This is a genomic window from Pseudomonas sp. I2 (genome assembly GCF_040984075.1).
GTDB lineage: Bacteria > Pseudomonadota > Gammaproteobacteria > Pseudomonadales > Pseudomonadaceae > Aquipseudomonas > Aquipseudomonas guariconensis_B.
The window spans coordinates 1-14,387 of record NZ_JBCGFQ010000017.1; the positions used below are offsets into that span (position 1 = coordinate 1).

25 protein-coding genes and 1 pseudogene are annotated in these 14,387 nt (G+C 63.6%); all 26 read left to right on the plus strand.

Translation table 11 applies throughout. The annotated features are described in order from the left end of the window. Nucleotides 1-387 (plus strand): annotated as a pseudogene (locus tag WCE05_RS10630) (helix-turn-helix domain-containing protein); the annotation flags it as partial. Next, nucleotides 380-1,762 carry a replicative DNA helicase gene (dnaB, locus tag WCE05_RS10635; protein ID WP_368815872.1) on the plus strand — a complete coding sequence of 461 codons (1,383 nt, stop codon included), beginning with the start codon at nt 380-382 and terminating at the stop codon, nt 1,760-1,762. The pseudogene WCE05_RS10630 and the gene dnaB, both read left to right, overlap by 8 nt. Further along, a complete protein-coding gene (locus WCE05_RS10640) occupies nt 1,759-1,968 on the plus strand; it encodes a hypothetical protein (RefSeq protein WP_368815873.1) in 210 nt (69 codons plus the stop codon). The genes dnaB and WCE05_RS10640 overlap by 4 nt, the downstream gene beginning before the upstream one ends. Further along, nucleotides 1,950-2,246: a DUF1364 domain-containing protein gene (locus tag WCE05_RS10645; RefSeq protein WP_368815874.1), complete on the plus strand. Its 297-nt coding sequence runs from the start codon at nt 1,950-1,952 to the stop codon at nt 2,244-2,246. The genes WCE05_RS10640 and WCE05_RS10645 overlap by 19 nt, the downstream gene beginning before the upstream one ends. Beyond that, nucleotides 2,243-2,410 carry a hypothetical protein gene (locus tag WCE05_RS10650; RefSeq protein WP_368815875.1) on the plus strand — a complete coding sequence of 56 codons (168 nt, stop codon included), beginning with the start codon at nt 2,243-2,245 and terminating at the stop codon, nt 2,408-2,410. The genes WCE05_RS10645 and WCE05_RS10650 overlap by 4 nt, the downstream gene beginning before the upstream one ends. Then, on the plus strand, nt 2,407-2,817 hold the full coding sequence (locus WCE05_RS10655; protein WP_368815876.1) for a VRR-NUC domain-containing protein: 411 nt from the start codon (nt 2,407-2,409) through the stop codon (nt 2,815-2,817). Before WCE05_RS10650 ends, WCE05_RS10655 begins: the two co-directional genes overlap by 4 nt. Continuing rightward, nucleotides 2,814-4,103, plus strand: coding sequence for a tyrosine-type recombinase/integrase (locus WCE05_RS10660; protein WP_368815877.1), 1,290 nt, complete (start codon nt 2,814-2,816; stop codon nt 4,101-4,103). Before WCE05_RS10655 ends, WCE05_RS10660 begins: the two co-directional genes overlap by 4 nt. Continuing rightward, nucleotides 4,100-4,417, plus strand: a complete 318-nt coding sequence (locus tag WCE05_RS10665) for a hypothetical protein (RefSeq protein ID WP_368815878.1) — start codon at nt 4,100-4,102, stop codon at nt 4,415-4,417. Before WCE05_RS10660 ends, WCE05_RS10665 begins: the two co-directional genes overlap by 4 nt. Before the next feature lie 10 nt (nt 4,418-4,427). Further along, nucleotides 4,428-4,769, plus strand: coding sequence for an antiterminator Q family protein (locus tag WCE05_RS10670; RefSeq protein ID WP_368815879.1), 342 nt, complete (start codon nt 4,428-4,430; stop codon nt 4,767-4,769). 162 nt (nt 4,770-4,931) lie between these two features. Then, on the plus strand, nt 4,932-5,255 hold the full coding sequence (locus WCE05_RS10675; RefSeq protein WP_368815880.1) for a phage holin, lambda family: 324 nt from the start codon (nt 4,932-4,934) through the stop codon (nt 5,253-5,255). Nucleotides 5,256-5,259: 4 nt separating this feature from the next. After that, complete coding sequence (locus WCE05_RS10680; RefSeq protein WP_368815881.1) at nt 5,260-5,454, plus strand: hypothetical protein; 195 nt, start codon at nt 5,260-5,262, stop codon at nt 5,452-5,454. Further along, nucleotides 5,454-5,789 (plus strand): HNH endonuclease, encoded by a 336-nt coding sequence (locus tag WCE05_RS10685; RefSeq protein WP_368815882.1) that lies wholly within the window; start codon nt 5,454-5,456, stop codon nt 5,787-5,789. Before WCE05_RS10680 ends, WCE05_RS10685 begins: the two co-directional genes overlap by 1 nt. A gap of 164 nt (nt 5,790-5,953) precedes the next feature. Continuing rightward, complete coding sequence (locus WCE05_RS10690) at nt 5,954-6,430, plus strand: terminase small subunit (protein ID WP_368815883.1); 477 nt, start codon at nt 5,954-5,956, stop codon at nt 6,428-6,430. A 3-nt stretch (nt 6,431-6,433) separates the two neighbouring features. Then, nucleotides 6,434-8,113: a terminase large subunit gene (locus WCE05_RS10695; RefSeq protein WP_368815884.1), complete on the plus strand. Its 1,680-nt coding sequence runs from the start codon at nt 6,434-6,436 to the stop codon at nt 8,111-8,113. Between the two features lie 2 nt (nt 8,114-8,115). Further along, nucleotides 8,116-9,327 carry a phage portal protein gene (locus WCE05_RS10700; protein ID WP_368815885.1) on the plus strand — a complete coding sequence of 404 codons (1,212 nt, stop codon included), beginning with the start codon at nt 8,116-8,118 and terminating at the stop codon, nt 9,325-9,327. Next, on the plus strand, nt 9,314-9,955 hold the full coding sequence (locus tag WCE05_RS10705) for an HK97 family phage prohead protease (RefSeq protein WP_368815886.1): 642 nt from the start codon (nt 9,314-9,316) through the stop codon (nt 9,953-9,955). Before WCE05_RS10700 ends, WCE05_RS10705 begins: the two co-directional genes overlap by 14 nt. Continuing rightward, on the plus strand, nt 9,952-11,154 hold the full coding sequence (locus tag WCE05_RS10710) for a phage major capsid protein (RefSeq protein WP_368815887.1): 1,203 nt from the start codon (nt 9,952-9,954) through the stop codon (nt 11,152-11,154). The genes WCE05_RS10705 and WCE05_RS10710 overlap by 4 nt, the downstream gene beginning before the upstream one ends. Before the next feature lie 54 nt (nt 11,155-11,208). After that, nucleotides 11,209-11,427, plus strand: a complete 219-nt coding sequence (locus WCE05_RS10715) for a hypothetical protein (RefSeq protein WP_368815888.1) — start codon at nt 11,209-11,211, stop codon at nt 11,425-11,427. Beyond that, a complete protein-coding gene (locus WCE05_RS10720) occupies nt 11,428-11,727 on the plus strand; it encodes a head-tail connector protein (protein WP_368815889.1) in 300 nt (99 codons plus the stop codon). Then, entirely contained in the window at nt 11,727-12,047 is a 321-nt protein-coding gene (locus tag WCE05_RS10725; protein ID WP_368815890.1) for a phage head closure protein, read from the plus strand. Before WCE05_RS10720 ends, WCE05_RS10725 begins: the two co-directional genes overlap by 1 nt. Before the next feature lie 8 nt (nt 12,048-12,055). Then, nucleotides 12,056-12,232 (plus strand): hypothetical protein, encoded by a 177-nt coding sequence (locus tag WCE05_RS10730; protein ID WP_368815931.1) that lies wholly within the window; start codon nt 12,056-12,058, stop codon nt 12,230-12,232. A gap of 3 nt (nt 12,233-12,235) precedes the next feature. Then, nucleotides 12,236-12,811 (plus strand): HK97 gp10 family phage protein, encoded by a 576-nt coding sequence (locus WCE05_RS10735; RefSeq protein WP_368815891.1) that lies wholly within the window; start codon nt 12,236-12,238, stop codon nt 12,809-12,811. Further along, nucleotides 12,804-13,190 (plus strand): DUF3168 domain-containing protein, encoded by a 387-nt coding sequence (locus WCE05_RS10740; protein ID WP_368815892.1) that lies wholly within the window; start codon nt 12,804-12,806, stop codon nt 13,188-13,190. The genes WCE05_RS10735 and WCE05_RS10740 overlap by 8 nt, the downstream gene beginning before the upstream one ends. Before the next feature lie 55 nt (nt 13,191-13,245). After that, nucleotides 13,246-13,746, plus strand: a complete 501-nt coding sequence (locus tag WCE05_RS10745) for a phage tail protein (protein ID WP_253168277.1) — start codon at nt 13,246-13,248, stop codon at nt 13,744-13,746. 40 nt (nt 13,747-13,786) lie between these two features. Continuing rightward, a complete protein-coding gene (locus tag WCE05_RS10750) occupies nt 13,787-14,131 on the plus strand; it encodes a hypothetical protein (protein WP_253168278.1) in 345 nt (114 codons plus the stop codon). Then, nucleotides 14,128-14,352, plus strand: coding sequence for a hypothetical protein (locus WCE05_RS10755; protein WP_368815893.1), 225 nt, complete (start codon nt 14,128-14,130; stop codon nt 14,350-14,352). Before WCE05_RS10750 ends, WCE05_RS10755 begins: the two co-directional genes overlap by 4 nt. The last annotated feature ends 35 nt before the right edge of the window (nt 14,353-14,387 follow it).

A 14,387-nucleotide genomic window follows, 5' to 3' on the forward strand; every position in this document is an offset into this window, starting at 1 on the left:
GCCCCCCACCCCGGCACCTCGTGCCCCCAGAACCGTAAAGGAACCATCAAGGAACCGTCAGGAGACTCCACGGGCATGCGCGAATGTTCGAAACGAGTTCCGGTGGATGGGATCGTCGGTCTGTTCAACGAGCTGCTGCCAGAACTGCCGAGCGTGGTCCTGATCAACAAGGACCGCACGAGCAAGATCAAAGCGCGCTGGGAGGAGAGCCCGGTTCACCAGGATCTGGAGTTCTGGCGGGACTTCTTCACCACGGTCAAGAACAGCGATTTCCTGATGGGCAAGATCGACGGCCGGAATGGCGCGAAACCATTCCGTTGCACCTTCGACTGGCTGATCTCCCCGTCCAACTTCGTCAAGGTGGTGGAGGGTAACTACCATGCGTGAGCCCTACAACGCCGAGGCCGAGCACGGCCTGCTGGGTGCCATGCTCCAGCGCCCGGAGCTGATCGACACCCTGTCCGACGACCTGTCGCCGGAGTCGTTCTACTTCGCCGAGAACGCCGAGGTGTTCCGCGGAATCATGGCGCTGCGTGCTGCTGGCAAGGCTGTGGACTTTCTGACCGTTGCGGATCACATCGGCGTTCTCGACAACGGCGACAAGGCGCTGGGTCACTGCGCTGCCCTGGTCGCCAACACGCCCAGCGTGGCCAACGCCGGCACCTACGCGGGCATCGTTCGGGAGCGGGCCATTGAGCGCGCCCTGTACGACCTGAGTGACAAGACCCTGGAGATTGTCCAGGGCAGCGGCGATATCCAAGACAAGATCGCCGCGGTGCAGGCCGCCGCCATGGCTATCGATTCGGGCAGTGATGCCGATGAGGTGGTGAAGGCTGCTGACCTGATGGCGGACCAGGTGGAGGTTTGGCAGGAGCGGCATGATCGCCATTGCCGAGGCGAGACCTTGATTGGCCTGTCCACGGGCCTGGCTGACCTGGATGCGAAGCTGGGCGGCCTCCAGCCGGAGCAGTTGATCATCGTCGCCGGTCGCCCAGGCATGGGCAAAACAACCCTGGCCATGGGGTTTGCCCTCGATGCTGCGGTGCGCCAGAAGAAATCGGCCCTAGTGGTCAGCCTGGAGATGAGCCAAAGCCAGCTGATCGACCGCGCTGTGGCTTCGGAAGGGCGAGTCCCGCTCAATCTGATCAAGAACGGCTCCGCGTGCCAGTCCCACTCGACCGAGCTTGGCCTCGGCGCACGAAATGTGCAGCAGGCCAACCTGTTCATCGCTGACCGCTCGGGCGGCACCGTGGGGCGCATCCGCTCCCTGGCCCGCCGTCACAAGATGCGTTACGGCCTGGACCTGCTGGTGATCGACTACCTGCAGTTGATGGATGGCGAGGGCGGCAACCGCACCGAGGAAGTCAGCAGCATCAGCCGCGGTTGCAAGCTGCTGGCCCGCGAGCTGGGCATTCCGGTCGTGCTGCTGAGCCAGCTTTCCCGCAAGTGCGAGGAGCGTCCGAACAAGCGCCCGGTGCCGTCCGACCTGCGCGAATCGGGTGCCATCGAGCAGGACGCCGACGTGATCCTGTTCGTATACCGCGACGAGGTCTACCACGAAAACAGCGAATACAAGGGCGTAGCCGAGATCATCGTTGGCAAGGGCCGCGACATCGAGACCGGCACCGTCCGCGCTGCCTTCCTGGGCCAGTACAACCGCTTCGAGAACCTGTCCGCCAGCTGGCAGCCACCCGTGAAGGCGCAGCCCGCCAGCGACCGTCCGCTGTCGGACCGCTATCGCCGAAAGGAGATCGCTGTATGAGCACGCTGCTCACCCCAAACCCAGCTGAGTACCGCTACGCGCTCTACTGCCGCAGCGACCTGCTCGACCTTTCCTTTGGCGCACGGGAGCCCGTGGCGTTGTACCGCGAGGAGACCGTGGCCCAGGCGCACGGCGCCCGGATGTGGCCCGGCGCCTTCACCGTCATCGACCTGCAAGGAGGCGATCCATGCGCCAATCCAAACTGACCAAGGCCGCCCGTGGCCGCGACTGCCAGGTGCGCATTCCAGGGGTGTGCAACGGCAATCCCGAAACCACCGTCCTGGCCCACTACCGCATGGCCGGTACCTGTGGCGTGGGTATCAAGCCGAACGACCTGCAGGGTGCTTGGGCCTGCAGCGCCTGCCACGATGCCTGCGACGGTCGAAGCCGCGTCGTTGATCGCGACACGGCCCGGCAGTACCACGCCGAGGGCGTCATGCGCACCCAGGCGCAACTGATCAGCGAAGGGGTGTTGGTCGCATGACTATCGAAATTCTAAAGGCCTGCGCGCCGATCGCGCTTTTACTGGTCGCATGCCTGGCGATTCGAGCGGCAGACCGCCGTCGGCAGGCCTATTACGACGATGCCCGGCGTCGTTTTCGCGCTCGCCGCGAGCAGGTAGAACGTGATGCGAGGAAGCGCCTATGAAGGCTTTCTCCGTCAATCCCTCACGCGCCAAGCCGATCGACCGCGAGGGCCAGGAGCAGGCTGCGCTGATGCGGGAGATCGAACTGCGCTTCCCAGAGGCCTACGCGCTGATCTACCACGTCCCCAACGGTGGTCATCGCCTGAAGGCCGTGGACGCCAAGCTCAAGGCCCAAGGGGTGAAGGCCGGCATTCCCGACCTGGTGCTGCCGATGGCCCGCGGTGGTTACTTCGGCCTGTATATCGAGTTCAAGGCGACCGTCGAGCCGGCCGCCGTGTCGCCGAGCCAGCGCGACTACCTGCGCCGCCTCAACGAGCAGGGCTACCTGGCCATCGTGTGTCGCGGGCACTTCGACGCGATGGAGCAACTGCGCGCCTACCTGCTGTTGCCGGCGACGGTGGCGGCATGACGCGGGTGGTCGCGTTCTCCGACGCCGAGCTGCGCCGCCGCAGCGATGACCTGTCCGCTGTACTGCTGCGTGATCCGCGTTACCCGGGCCTGCGCTTTCGCTTCACTGAGGCACGCCCGCGCGGCAGCTGGTACCTGGTGGTGCGCAAGCGCTGGCACCGGATCGGCGCCTACCCGGACCAGTCCGCCAAGGTGGTGTTGGCCGCGTTGCCGGAGATCCGCCAGCGCCTGGCCGCCGAGGGCGCCGCGGCGGTGTCGGGCTGGGAGCAGGTGGGCGAGCTGCTGGCCTGGTTCGCCGACCGCTTGGCGCGCAACCGCAGCCTGTCGGCCAAGCGCAAGGCGACAGCCAAGTCGGCGATCACCCGCCACCTGATACCGCGCCTGGGCGGCCTGGCCATTGCCGAGGTGAGCCGCAGTACGCTGGACCGCGAGCTGGTGTGGCCGCTGCAGGAGCAGCTGTCGCTCGAGTTCGTGCGCCTGGTGTTTGGCCTGCTGGCCGACGCCTTCAAGAAGGCCCACGGCCTGGGCCTGATCGCCCACAACCCCATGGCCGGGATCAGGTTCAGCGACTTCTCCCGGACCAAGATCAAGGCCAAGGCCGCGCGCCTGCGGGAAACGCAGATCAAGCAGCTGCTCGACGACCTGGCCGAGGCCATCCACGACCGGCCCGCCGACGCCATGCTGGCCCTGCTGATGCTGTGCCATGGCAACCGGGTCGGGGAGACCCGTCGGGCGCAGTGGCCGCACGTCACCCTGGCGACCCGTACCTGGTACTTGCCGGCCGAGCACACCAAGACCCGTGCCGCGCATTCGCTGCCGCTGACCGCGCAGGTGTGCGCCTTGCTCAGTTGGTACCGCGCCGAGCAGCAGGCCCGTGGCTACAGCGGTCAGTACCTGTTCCCGGCCAAGGGCGGCAAGTGCCTCAGCGAGAAGCAGGCCTCGACCGCCTTCACCCGCCTGGGCAAGGGCCAGTGGACCAGCCATGACCTGCGCAAGCTGGCGCGGGGCTGCTGGGCCGAGCAGGGCATCGACTTCCTGATCGGCGAGCTGCTGATCAACCACGCCATGGGCCACAACGTCCAGGCCTACATCCAGACCACCGTCGAGCAGCGCAAGCGTGCCGCCCTGGAGCAGTGGCATGCGTTTCTCGACAGCAAGGGCTTTGCCCGCATCCATGGGTGGAAGGAGGGTAGAAACGCCGATTCGGGTAACGGACCGCAGGCCGCGCCGCACAAGGGTTGCGCGCTGATTCAGGAAACAACCATAGGCGAGGATTCCAACGCATGAAAAAGAGCCACGGCCCAGCCTTCAAGAAGGCGGTGATCGAGCTGGCTCAGTGCCCTGTGTGCCGTGGGAGAGCGGTCATTCAGGGGGTGTTTCACGAACTGCCGTGCGACCACTGCAACGCCTCGGGCTGGGTGGCAGCCGCAACTGGCGAGGCCCTGGCCCTGGATGAGCTGGTGACCCAACTCAGCATGAGGCTGCGGGCCGCGAACCGGCAGATCGAGCAATTGAAGAAGCCGCGGGCGACTGGCCCGGAGGCGCTGTATCAGGAAGGCAACCGGCTGGGCGCCGGCGGCACGAATTACACCGGGGACTAAGGGGAAGGGCATGAACAAGGTAGAGAGAACGGCAGAGGACTTGCTGAACCATTGGGGGCGCTGGGTGGTGTTGGGGTCTGGTGTGTCCTGCTGTGCGTCGCGGGAGAACACGCTGGTTACGCCGATGATCACCGATGACGAGGCGCTGATGATCGACCGCCTGGTTGGTCGCCTCAAGAACCGCTACCCAGAGTGCGGCGAGGTGATCATCAAGTATTACACGTCCTTCGACGCCAGCTTGGAGCAGGTGGGCAAGAAGCTTGGCTTCGGGCAGGAGAAGACCCGCCAGCTGTGGAAAGCTGGGATTGCTTGGGTGGACGGCGCATTGGATGCTCGCCGAGAAGCCGCTTGACATCCCCGGTCCTGCCCTATAGATTTCGTGTTACTTTGCGGTAGGTCCGCGAGAGCAAAGCCCGATCGTCACAGGTCGGGCTTTTTTGTTTCTGCCCAATCCCAAGCCCCGGCACATGCTGGGGCTTTTTCATTTCCGCTCCCCGTAACGGGAGGAATCGAGATGGCCCATATGCCTGAGAAAGATCCTGGCCTTTGGGCCGCCGTGCTGGCCTGGGTAATTGCTCACCAGCCACAGCTGTACGCCGCCGGGCTGTCCGTCGCAATCGCCGTCCTTCGGGTGGTGTATGGAGGCGGCACTCGGCGGCAAATGCTCCTCGAGGGCGCCTTGTGCGGACTCATCACGCTGGCCCTGGTGCCGCTGCTCGAATGGATGGGCTTGCCACAGGGCATGGCCACCTTCGCCGGCGGCGCCGTTGGGTTCATGGGTGTGGAGAAGCTGCGCAGCTACTCCGACCTTTTCCTGTCTCGCAAGGCGCAAGGGTGACCACATGATCACGCTGACCGATACCAACCACCTCAAGCACTACCTGGCCCCGGATGCGATTGCCCATGTGCAAGAGGCAGGCGCCAGTTCCCAGTGGCACGGCACCTGCGCCATCGTCCGTACGTTCGATGGCCAAGTGCTGGAAGTGCGAGAGCGTGCCGATGATGTGGTTCGCCAGATCAACGAGGCCAAGGGCTGATGGCCCGGCTCAAGACGCTCGGCTCTCGCATCAAGGAGAGCGCAGGCTCACGGGTTAAGGTGGTGACCCCAGGCAGCTGGCGGAGCGGCATGACCAGCTCCCAGCGAGGCTACGACTACCGGTGGCAGAAGGCGCGGGAGCAGTACCTGCGAGACAACCCACTGTGTGTCTACTGCGCTCGGCAAGGGCGAACCACTGCTGCGTTCATTGTCGACCACATCGTGCCGCATCGCGGCGACAAGGATCTGTTCTGGGACCAGGACAACTGGCAGTCGCTGTGCAAGCCCTGCCATGACTCGGTGAAGCAGGCTGAAGAGGCTGCTGGGATCTTATAGCGCTATAAAAATCTTATTTTTCTAAGAAAAAAAGCACGGCGAAGGCTCTAGATCGAAAAATTGGGTCATGTGGAGGGGGGGACCAAAAATATTGGGATTCCGCCGTAGCTAGACCGCCACCGACCCCACGCGCACATTTTTTCCCGTTTCAGGAAAAGTTAACGATGGCTTTAACCGACAAGAAGCGGCGGTTTGTTGACGCTTTGCTGTCGGGAGCCACGAACCGCGAGGCGGCGATCGCTGCCGGGTATTCGGAGAAGACCGCGTCACAAGCGGGCTCCAAGCTGGCCAAGGACGCCGATGTCCTGGCCGAGGTCGGGCGTCGGCTTCACGAAAAAGCCGAGTCCAGCACCAAAGTTAAACCAGGTCGAAAAGTTAAAGATGACCCAGCGGCGCCAGAGGTGAGCAGCGAGGTCACTTTCGCGACGACGGACGACCCCCGCGTGTTCCTCACCGAGCTGATGAACGCAGACGGTGCCGACCTGCGCATGCGCCTGGAAGCGGCCAAGACCCTCATGCCCTACGTGCACGGGAAGGTCGCCGATCAGGGCAAGAAAGAGCAGAAGGCCGAAGCCGCCAAGCAGGCAGGCAAAGGGCGGTACGCCCAGGGCAAACCGCCGCTCTCTGTCGTGAAGGGGTAACTCATGCAATGGGCAACTGCCTGCCCGGACTGGTGGCGGCGTCTGGCTGCCGGCGAATCGATCATCCCGCCGCCGCTGTTCCCCGAGGAAGCGGAGGCCAGCCTTGAGGTCTTCAAGGGGCTGAAGATCGTCGATGCGCCGGGAAGCCCGACCATAGAGGCTTCCTGCGCACCGTGGGTGCTGGCGTTCGCCGGTGCCGTGTTCGGCAGCTACAACAGTGAGACTGGCGAGCGGCTGATTCGGGAGGTGATGCTCTGCATCCCGAAGAAGAACAGTAAATCGACCATTGCGGCTGGGATCATGCTGACGGCGCTGATCCGCAACTGGCGCCTCTCGGCCGAGTTCATCATCCTCGCGCCGACCAAGGAGATCGCGGACAACTCGTTCATCCCGGCCAAGGACATGGTCAACAACGATGAGGAGCTGAAGGCCTTGCTGCATGTGCAGCCGCACTTGAGGTTGATCACCCACCGCGAAACGGGGGCAACGCTCAAGGTCGTGGCGGCTGATAGCGACGTGGTCGGCGGCAAGAAGGCGGTCGGCGTTCTGATCGATGAGGCCTGGTTGTTCGGCAAGAACCCCAAGGCTGCGGACATGATCCGTGAAGCCACCGGCGGCCTGTTGTCCAGGCCGGAGGGCTTCATCATCTGGCTGACGACTCAGTCGAACGAGCCTCCGGCCGGCGTGTTCAAGTCGAAGCTGACCTATGCCCGCGGTGTGCGTGACGGCCGCATCGACGACAACCGCTTCCTGCCGATCATCTACGAGTTCTCGAAGGAGATGATCGACAGCGGTGAGGCCCGGAAGCCCGAAAACTTCCACCTGGTAAACCCGAACATTGGCTACTCGGTAGACCGTCCAACGCTCGAACGCCTGCACATGCAGGCGGAAATCGACGGCGAGGCGGAGATGCGTGGCTTCCTGGCCAAGCACCTCAATATCGAGATCGGCCTGGCCCTGATGTCCGACAGTTGGGTCGGTGCCGCGTTCTGGGAGCCCCAGGCCAAGCCCGGCATGACCTTGGATGATCTGCTCGAGCAATGTGAGGTCATCGTCGTCGGCGGTGACGGCGGCGGCCTGGATGACTTGCTGGGCCTGTCGGTCATCGGTCGGGTTCGTGAATCGCGCACCTGGCTGCACTGGGCGCATGCCTGGGCCCACCCGTCCGTGTTGGAGCGCCGCAAGTCCGAGGCGCCGCGCTTGCTCGACCTGCAGGCAACTGGCGACCTCACCATCGTCGACAAGATCGGCGACGACGTTGATCAGCTGGCCGCCATCGTGGCCCGGATCAATGAGGCCGGTCTGTTGGACAAGGTCGGCCTCGACCCGGCCGGCATCGGCGCGGTTCTGGATGCGCTGGCGGATGTCGGCATCGACGAGGAGCAGATCGTTGGCATCTCGCAGGGCTGGAAACTCACCGGCGCGATCAAGACCACCGAGCGTCGGCTTGCCGAGGGCACATTGCTGCACTGCGGACAGCCACTGATGGCCTGGGCCTGCGGTAACGCCAAGGGCGTGCCATCGGCCAACGCTTTCTTGATCACCAAGCAGGCGTCCGGTACCGCGAAGATTGACCCACTCATGGCCACCTTCAACGCCGTTTCGCTGATGTCCCTCAACCCAGAGGCGCGCGGCGGCATGGACGACTACCTCAACAACGGCTTCTTTGGACTAGTAGGCTGACCATGGCATTCAAATGGTACAACCCCATGACCTGGGGCTTCTTCGGCTACACCGACCCGACCACGGGCGACTATGTCGAGGTTGACCTGGAGGTTGGCGGCAAGCGCACCAAGGCGGGTGTTCGGATCTCCGCCAAAACGGCCTTGTCCATCAGCATGGTCTGGTCCTGCATCAAGATCCTTTCCGAGTCACTGAGCGGCTTGCCGCTGAAGCTGTACGAGGACAAGCAGGGCGGTCGGGCGTTGATCACCGGTAATGACCGGATGCTCAAGCTGCTGCGCAAGCCAAATCCGTACATGACCATGTTGAACTTCCTCAAGTTCGTGGTCGTGAACATGGCGTTGCGCGGCAATGCGTTCGCCCTGATCGAGCGCAACGTCCATGGCGATCCGATCGGCCTGGTGCCGCTGGATGGCAGGACCGTAAAGATCGACACCGACGAGGAGCTGATCTACCTGGTCACCCCCAAGGAAGGGGACCCGTTCCCGGTGTCCCCAGAGCACATGCTGCACTTCAAGCTGTTCAGCTTGGACGGCATTGTCGGGCTGTCGCCGATCGAGCACCAGGCCGAGACCATGGGCCTGGCCAAGGCTGGTCAGCAGTGGTCGGCCCGCTTCATGCGCAAGGGTGGCTTTACCGGCGGCTATGTCATCTATGAGCAGTTCCTGACCAAGGCGCAGCAGGCCCAAGTCATGGAGAAGTTTCCCGATGTGCGCAAGGCCGATGCCGACGACATCGGCAAGATGGCGATCCTGCAGGGCAACCCCAAGATCGTTCCTGCCGGCATCAGCCAGAAGGACGCCCAGTTCATCGAGTCGCAGCAGTTCCAGGAGGAGGCCCTGGCGGGCATCTACGGCGTTCCGCTGTGGCTGGCCAACCGCGCCGGCAAGACCTCGATCATGGGCTCCAACTTGGAGCAGCAACTGACAGGCTTCATCACCTTCGGCCTCAAGCCCTACATCGACACCGTCGAAGACGAGTTCAACAACAAGCTGTTCGGCTCTGGCGACCGCTTCGTGGAGTTCGTTGTCGAGGGCCTTCTGCGCGCCGACAGTGCTGGCCGGGCAGCCTACTTCCAGGCCGCACTGGGCGGATCGGGCGGTTCCGGATGGCTGTCGATCGACGAGGTGCGCGAAAAGGAAAACTACCCGCCGCTGGGCGGCGACTACGCCCGGGTCACCCGGTGGGAGATGCAAAAAAATGGCGAACCTTGAATGCCCGTTCGAACTCAAGGCCGTTGACGAAGCCGGCAATTTTGAGGGCTACGCCGCGGTATTCAACAACGTGGACCTGGGCGACGACGTGATCGTGCCAGGGGCCTTCACCCGGGTGAAGGCCACCCGGAAAGGCCAGCTGAAGCTGGCCCTGTATCACGATCTGACCCGCCTGGTAGGTGCTGCTGACTACACCCAGGACGACCACGGCCTCCTGCTGAAGGGCCAGGTCAACCTCAACGTCAGCTATGCCCGCGACGCCTACGAACTGATGAAGGCCGACATCCTCGACAGCATGTCGATCGGGTTCAACACCATCAAGGCAGATTTCGAGGAGCGCGCCGGCCGCCGCGTGCGCGTCATCAAGGAGGCGGAGCTATGGGAGGCCTCCTTCGTTCCGTTCGGCATGAATCCCGAGGCCCAAGTCCTCAGCGTCAAGTCGGACATCAGGCTTTTCGAGAAGGCCCTGCGCGAACGCATGGGCCTCTCGCAGAAGGAAGCGGCTGCGGTCGCTTCGCTCGGCTACACCGCGCTACGCCGTGACGGCGGGAGCGAGGCCACGGCGATCGTGGATGAGCTGAAAGAACTTCCCAACTTGTTCACCCAATATTTTGGAGTATCGCCATGAGCGAAGTTAAAGAACTGAAGGATTCCATCGAGCTGCAACTGAAGAACGGCTTCGAAGGGCTGCAGGAAAAGTACGACGCAGCCATGGATGAGGTGCAAAAAGGCAATCAGGTCACCGCCGACCTGAAAAAGCAGATCGAAGACCAGAAGGGCGAGCTGCAGAAGGTCATCGATCAGGTCGTCGACCTCGAGCAGAAAGGCGTCAAGCTGCGCGGCCAGCCTGGTGAGGGCAAGAGCTTCATCGATCTGATCAAGGGTGACGACACTTACAAGGCGCTGAGCCAGAAGAACGCCTCCCTGGCCCAGCTCGAAGTGACCAAGTCCGACATGGCCAGCATGAAGGAAATGAAGGTCACCAGCGCCGGCATCGTCGTGCCGAACTACGATCCGGTCATTCAGCCGGGTATCCGCCAGGAACTGCGCATTCGCGACCTTCTGACCGCGATCCCCGTTTCCGGCCAGAGCTACACCTACTTCCGCGAGAACGTGCACACCCGTGGCGCGGCGCCGGTGGCAGAGGGCGGCCTCAAGCCGACCAGCAACGTGACCTTCACCACCGAGACCGACCGCGTCAAGAAGATTGCGGTCTGGATGCCGGTCACCGACGAAGCGCTGGACGACGTGCCGCAGCTGTTCGCCTACCTGCAACAGCTGCTGCGCTACGACCTCAAGCTCGAAGAGGAGGCGCAAATCCTCAAAGGCGACGGTACCGGCGAGAACCTGAACGGCCTGATGACCCAGGCTACCGCCTACGACACTGGCCTGAGCAAGGCTGGCGACACGTCGATTGACCTGGTGCGCCGCTCCATCTACCAGGTGCGCAAGCAATCGAAGATGTCCGCCGATGGCGTGGTGATGACCGAGCTCGACTGGATGAACATCGAGCTGCAGAAGGATGGCGAGAACCGCTACCTGTTCGCCAACCTGCAGGGCCTGGTCACGCCGATCCTGTGGGGCCGCCCGGTGATCACCTCCGACAGCATGGACGAAGGCGATGCGGAGAACGGCGGCGAGTTCCTGACTGCGAACTTTGCGCGCTCCACCACGCTGTTCGACCGCATGTCGTTCTTGTTCAAGATGGGCCTGATCAACGATCAGTTCATCAAGAACGAGCGCGCGCTGCTGGTCGAAGAACGCCTGGGCCTCGGCGTGCGCCGCAAGGAGGCGCTGGTCAAAGGCCGGTTCCCGGTTGCCGGGTAACCCAACCCCAACGAAGGCCGGCACCCCGCCGGCCTTTTCGCTCCTGGAGGCAGCATGAAGATCAAGATTCTGTGGGGCTTCGTCGGCAATGGTGCGCTGTTGCGCGCTGACTCGAACCAGGTCAAGGCCGGTGCGGTGTTTGACGATGCTGATGACGAGTACGCCCATACCCTGATCGGCAAGGGCCTGGCCGTAGAGGTGGGTGACGACGGCAAGCCGAAGGTGGCCAAGCCCAAGGAAACCAAGCCGACGGCTTCCAAAGAGGCCAAGTAAATGTTCGACCTGGCCACCGTGAAGCTGCACCTGAGGGTCGACGGTGATGAAGAGGACGCCTTGATTGGCGGCTACATCGAGGCGGCCAAGGCCCACGTCGAGCAGCACTGCGACCGCAAGCTCGTTGACGCCGAGCCGGTCGAGCCTGACGAGATGGGTCTGACCCGCGACGTTGAGCAGGCCATCCTGCTGTTGGTCGGGCACTGGTACGCCAACCGCGAGGCTGTGGCCGTTGGCACGATTGCCACGGCCATGCCGCTCGCAGTCGAAAGGCTGCTCTGGTACAGGAAGCGCTTCTGATGAAAGCCGGCCCCCTGCGTCATCGCTGCGACGCATCCCGCCCTGAGCTGACCCGCAATGCCTCTGGCGGCGCGACCAAGACGTGGGTCGGTGCCGGCAAGGTCTGGGCGGAAATCACCATGCCGACCGGCCGTGTCGCTCCAGTTGCCGAGCAACTGAAGGCGACGATCACCGCCGAGATCCGCATCCGCCCGCGGACGGACATCGCAGTTGAATGGCGACTCACCGAGCGCGGCGTGACCTACCAGGTCGAGGCCGTACTGCTCGACAACGACAGGACCATGATGAGGCTGTTGTGCTCATCGGTCCCCAACCCATGAGGTGAACCATGAAGATGAAGATCCAGGCCCTAGGCGTGCTCTCCGGTGCCTCCGGCGAGCGCGAGAAGGGCGAGGTGTTCGAGGTGGAGAAGGCGTATGCCGAGGGGCTGATCGCCCGTGGCTACGCCGTCAAGGTCGATGAATCTGTTGCGAAGCCAGCGAAGGCCTCCCAGGCCAAGGAGTGAGCCATGGCCCGCCGCTCGAGCATCCGGGGCGATATCCGGCTGCGCCGGACGCTCCGCAACATCAACAAGACCATGGACAACGAACTGAAGCCTGCCATGGAGAAGGCGGCGGGCAGAATCTTGGCCACCCAGCAGCAGCTGATCCCGAAAGACACCGGAGCAGCTGCGGCAGCTCTGAAGGTCTATGTCTCGCCCAGCGGTCTGGATGCTCAAGTCGGAATCCGGGGAAAGCGCGACAACCGCCGATTCTTCTACTTGCGCTTCATCGAGTACGGCACCAAGGGCTACTCCGGCACCATGTACCAGCGAGCCGACCGCAATGCCGTCGGTGGGGTGCACACCAACAACCGCGACAAGTCACAGCTGCGCGGGCGTCGGAATGCGCTTCGCCAGCGTGACACTAAGAACAAGTCCGATGGGCAGCACTTCTTCGGCAAATACCCGGATATCCCAGCCAGGCCCGCTCACCCGTGGCTGAGACCGTCGATAGACGTGAACAGGGAATACGTGATGGCCGATATCGAGGCGGCGATCCGTCTGACGCTGCGCAAGGCGAGCCAGGGGGTAGGCAATGGCTGATCCGTCGCTGGCGCTGCAAGAGGCGATCTTCGCCAGGCTTGAGGCTGAAGTCAGTTGTCCGATTTACGACGGCGCCCCGATGAATGCTGATATGCCCTACGTGTCGATTGACCGCGAGGTTTCGACGAACGCCAGCCCCATCGCTGGGCGCAAGCGCGAGACGCGGCTGATCTACCTGTCGGTCTGGTCCGATGCCATCGGTCAGGCCGAGGTAAAGCGCATCAACGGCGAGATCATCGCCGCCCTGGACGAGCGGCGGCTGCCGCTGGCGGTCGGGCGCGCCGTGTCCGTCCGTGTCGAACAAGCCGACGCCCAGCGCGATGCTGACGGCGTCACCTATCAGGGCTCGATCACCGTTCGCGTGATCACCACCCACTGAATCCAACACCGGCCGCGCCGCGGCTTTTATCCAATGAGCCTTTGGAGGAACCCCCATGGCCGAAGACAACCTCAACACAGCCGCCGGCTGCCGCCTCGCCATCGGCGGCAAGACCGGCGCGGACACCGAAACCGAGTATGAGGCCGACACCTACGTCGATGTCGGCGAGATCGAGGACTTGGGCGAGTTCGGCGATACCTTCAACCCGGTGAACTTCACCGCGCTGAGTGATGGCCGGGTGCGCAAGTACAAGGGCACCGCCGACGCCGGCAACATGACCCTGACGGTTGGTCTGGACAATGGCGACCTCGGCCAGAAGGCCGTGGCAGCTGCGCACAAGGACCGCACCAAGGGCAACTACAACATCAAGGTCACCCTCAACGATGGCGACCCGGATGCATCCCCGGCCATCCTGCCCACCACCTTCTACTTCGGCGTGAAGGTGATGAACAACACCGTGGCGGCCGGCTCTGCCGACAACGTCGTGCGCCGCAACATGACCCTGGCCATCAACACCGACATCATCGAGATTCCTGCCGGCCCGGCCACCCCGTGATAGACGGGGCTGAGCCCCGTCACCTACTGCGAGAACCCCCATGAGCGAAGCATTGCATGGCACCGTTACCCTGGTGGTCGGTGCGCGCAGCTACACCTTGAAGCCGACCCTCGAGGCGGCCTTGCTGATCGAAGCCCGGTTCGGCGGCCTGCGCGCCGCACTGGATGCCATGCGCCTGATGGCGATCGGTGCTTGCGCCGACATTATCGTCGCCGGCGCCGGGCTGCCAGGCGAGCAACACCCCACGGTCGCCAATGAGGTCTTCCAGACCGGCGTGGCCAAGGTGTCGGGCAAGCTGACGGAGTACATCACCTTCCTGCTGAACCCGGTGCCGCCGAGCGTGGCCGGCCGGGGAAAGCCCGAGGCGGTCAGCACAGCGCCGTGAGGAATGGCAGCTACGTCGACTACCTGTTCGGCGTGGCCACCGGCTGGCTTGGCTGGCCGCCTGACACCGCATGGCGCACCCCGATACCGCAGATCATGCTCGCCCTCGACGCCCGCCTGGATTGGATGAACGTCGGTAAGGCGAAGCCGCAGGCTGCACCGCAGAAGCGCGGAAGCGTGGCGGATCGCCTGAAGGCCTTCCTGCGAGGCCGACGCGAATAGTAGGCAGACCGCCGCCTTGGGGCGGCTTATTTGTG

Bases quoted from the DNA above. Each gene is read 5' to 3' on its own strand.
- WCE05_RS10685 (WP_368815882.1), top strand. From the start codon at position 5,454: ATGGCCCGGCTCAAGACGCTCGGCTCTCGCATCAAGGAGAGCGCAGGC.
- WCE05_RS10720 (WP_368815889.1), top strand. From the start codon at position 11,428: ATGTTCGACCTGGCCACCGTGAAGCTGCACCTGAGGGTCGACGGTGAT.
- WCE05_RS10650 (WP_368815875.1), top strand. From the start codon at position 2,243: ATGACTATCGAAATTCTAAAGGCCTGCGCGCCGATCGCGCTTTTACTG.
- WCE05_RS10690 (WP_368815883.1), top strand. From the start codon at position 5,954: ATGGCTTTAACCGACAAGAAGCGGCGGTTTGTTGACGCTTTGCTGTCG.
- WCE05_RS10750 (WP_253168278.1), top strand. From the start codon at position 13,787: ATGAGCGAAGCATTGCATGGCACCGTTACCCTGGTGGTCGGTGCGCGC.
- WCE05_RS10660 (WP_368815877.1), top strand. From the start codon at position 2,814: ATGACGCGGGTGGTCGCGTTCTCCGACGCCGAGCTGCGCCGCCGCAGC.
- WCE05_RS10710 (WP_368815887.1), top strand. From the start codon at position 9,952: ATGAGCGAAGTTAAAGAACTGAAGGATTCCATCGAGCTGCAACTGAAG.
- WCE05_RS10725 (WP_368815890.1), top strand. From the start codon at position 11,727: ATGAAAGCCGGCCCCCTGCGTCATCGCTGCGACGCATCCCGCCCTGAG.
- WCE05_RS10640 (WP_368815873.1), top strand. From the start codon at position 1,759: ATGAGCACGCTGCTCACCCCAAACCCAGCTGAGTACCGCTACGCGCTC.
- WCE05_RS10730 (WP_368815931.1), top strand. From the start codon at position 12,056: ATGAAGATGAAGATCCAGGCCCTAGGCGTGCTCTCCGGTGCCTCCGGC.
- WCE05_RS10670 (WP_368815879.1), top strand. From the start codon at position 4,428: ATGAACAAGGTAGAGAGAACGGCAGAGGACTTGCTGAACCATTGGGGG.
- WCE05_RS10735 (WP_368815891.1), top strand. From the start codon at position 12,236: ATGGCCCGCCGCTCGAGCATCCGGGGCGATATCCGGCTGCGCCGGACG.
- WCE05_RS10645 (WP_368815874.1), top strand. From the start codon at position 1,950: ATGCGCCAATCCAAACTGACCAAGGCCGCCCGTGGCCGCGACTGCCAG.
- WCE05_RS10695 (WP_368815884.1), top strand. From the start codon at position 6,434: ATGCAATGGGCAACTGCCTGCCCGGACTGGTGGCGGCGTCTGGCTGCC.
- WCE05_RS10665 (WP_368815878.1), top strand. From the start codon at position 4,100: ATGAAAAAGAGCCACGGCCCAGCCTTCAAGAAGGCGGTGATCGAGCTG.
- WCE05_RS10655 (WP_368815876.1), top strand. From the start codon at position 2,407: ATGAAGGCTTTCTCCGTCAATCCCTCACGCGCCAAGCCGATCGACCGC.
- WCE05_RS10700 (WP_368815885.1), top strand. From the start codon at position 8,116: ATGGCATTCAAATGGTACAACCCCATGACCTGGGGCTTCTTCGGCTAC.
- WCE05_RS10675 (WP_368815880.1), top strand. From the start codon at position 4,932: ATGGCCCATATGCCTGAGAAAGATCCTGGCCTTTGGGCCGCCGTGCTG.
- WCE05_RS10740 (WP_368815892.1), top strand. From the start codon at position 12,804: ATGGCTGATCCGTCGCTGGCGCTGCAAGAGGCGATCTTCGCCAGGCTT.
- WCE05_RS10745 (WP_253168277.1), top strand. From the start codon at position 13,246: ATGGCCGAAGACAACCTCAACACAGCCGCCGGCTGCCGCCTCGCCATC.
- WCE05_RS10705 (WP_368815886.1), top strand. From the start codon at position 9,314: ATGGCGAACCTTGAATGCCCGTTCGAACTCAAGGCCGTTGACGAAGCC.
- dnaB (WP_368815872.1), top strand. From the start codon at position 380: ATGCGTGAGCCCTACAACGCCGAGGCCGAGCACGGCCTGCTGGGTGCC.
- WCE05_RS10715 (WP_368815888.1), top strand. From the start codon at position 11,209: ATGAAGATCAAGATTCTGTGGGGCTTCGTCGGCAATGGTGCGCTGTTG.
- WCE05_RS10680 (WP_368815881.1), top strand. From the start codon at position 5,260: ATGATCACGCTGACCGATACCAACCACCTCAAGCACTACCTGGCCCCG.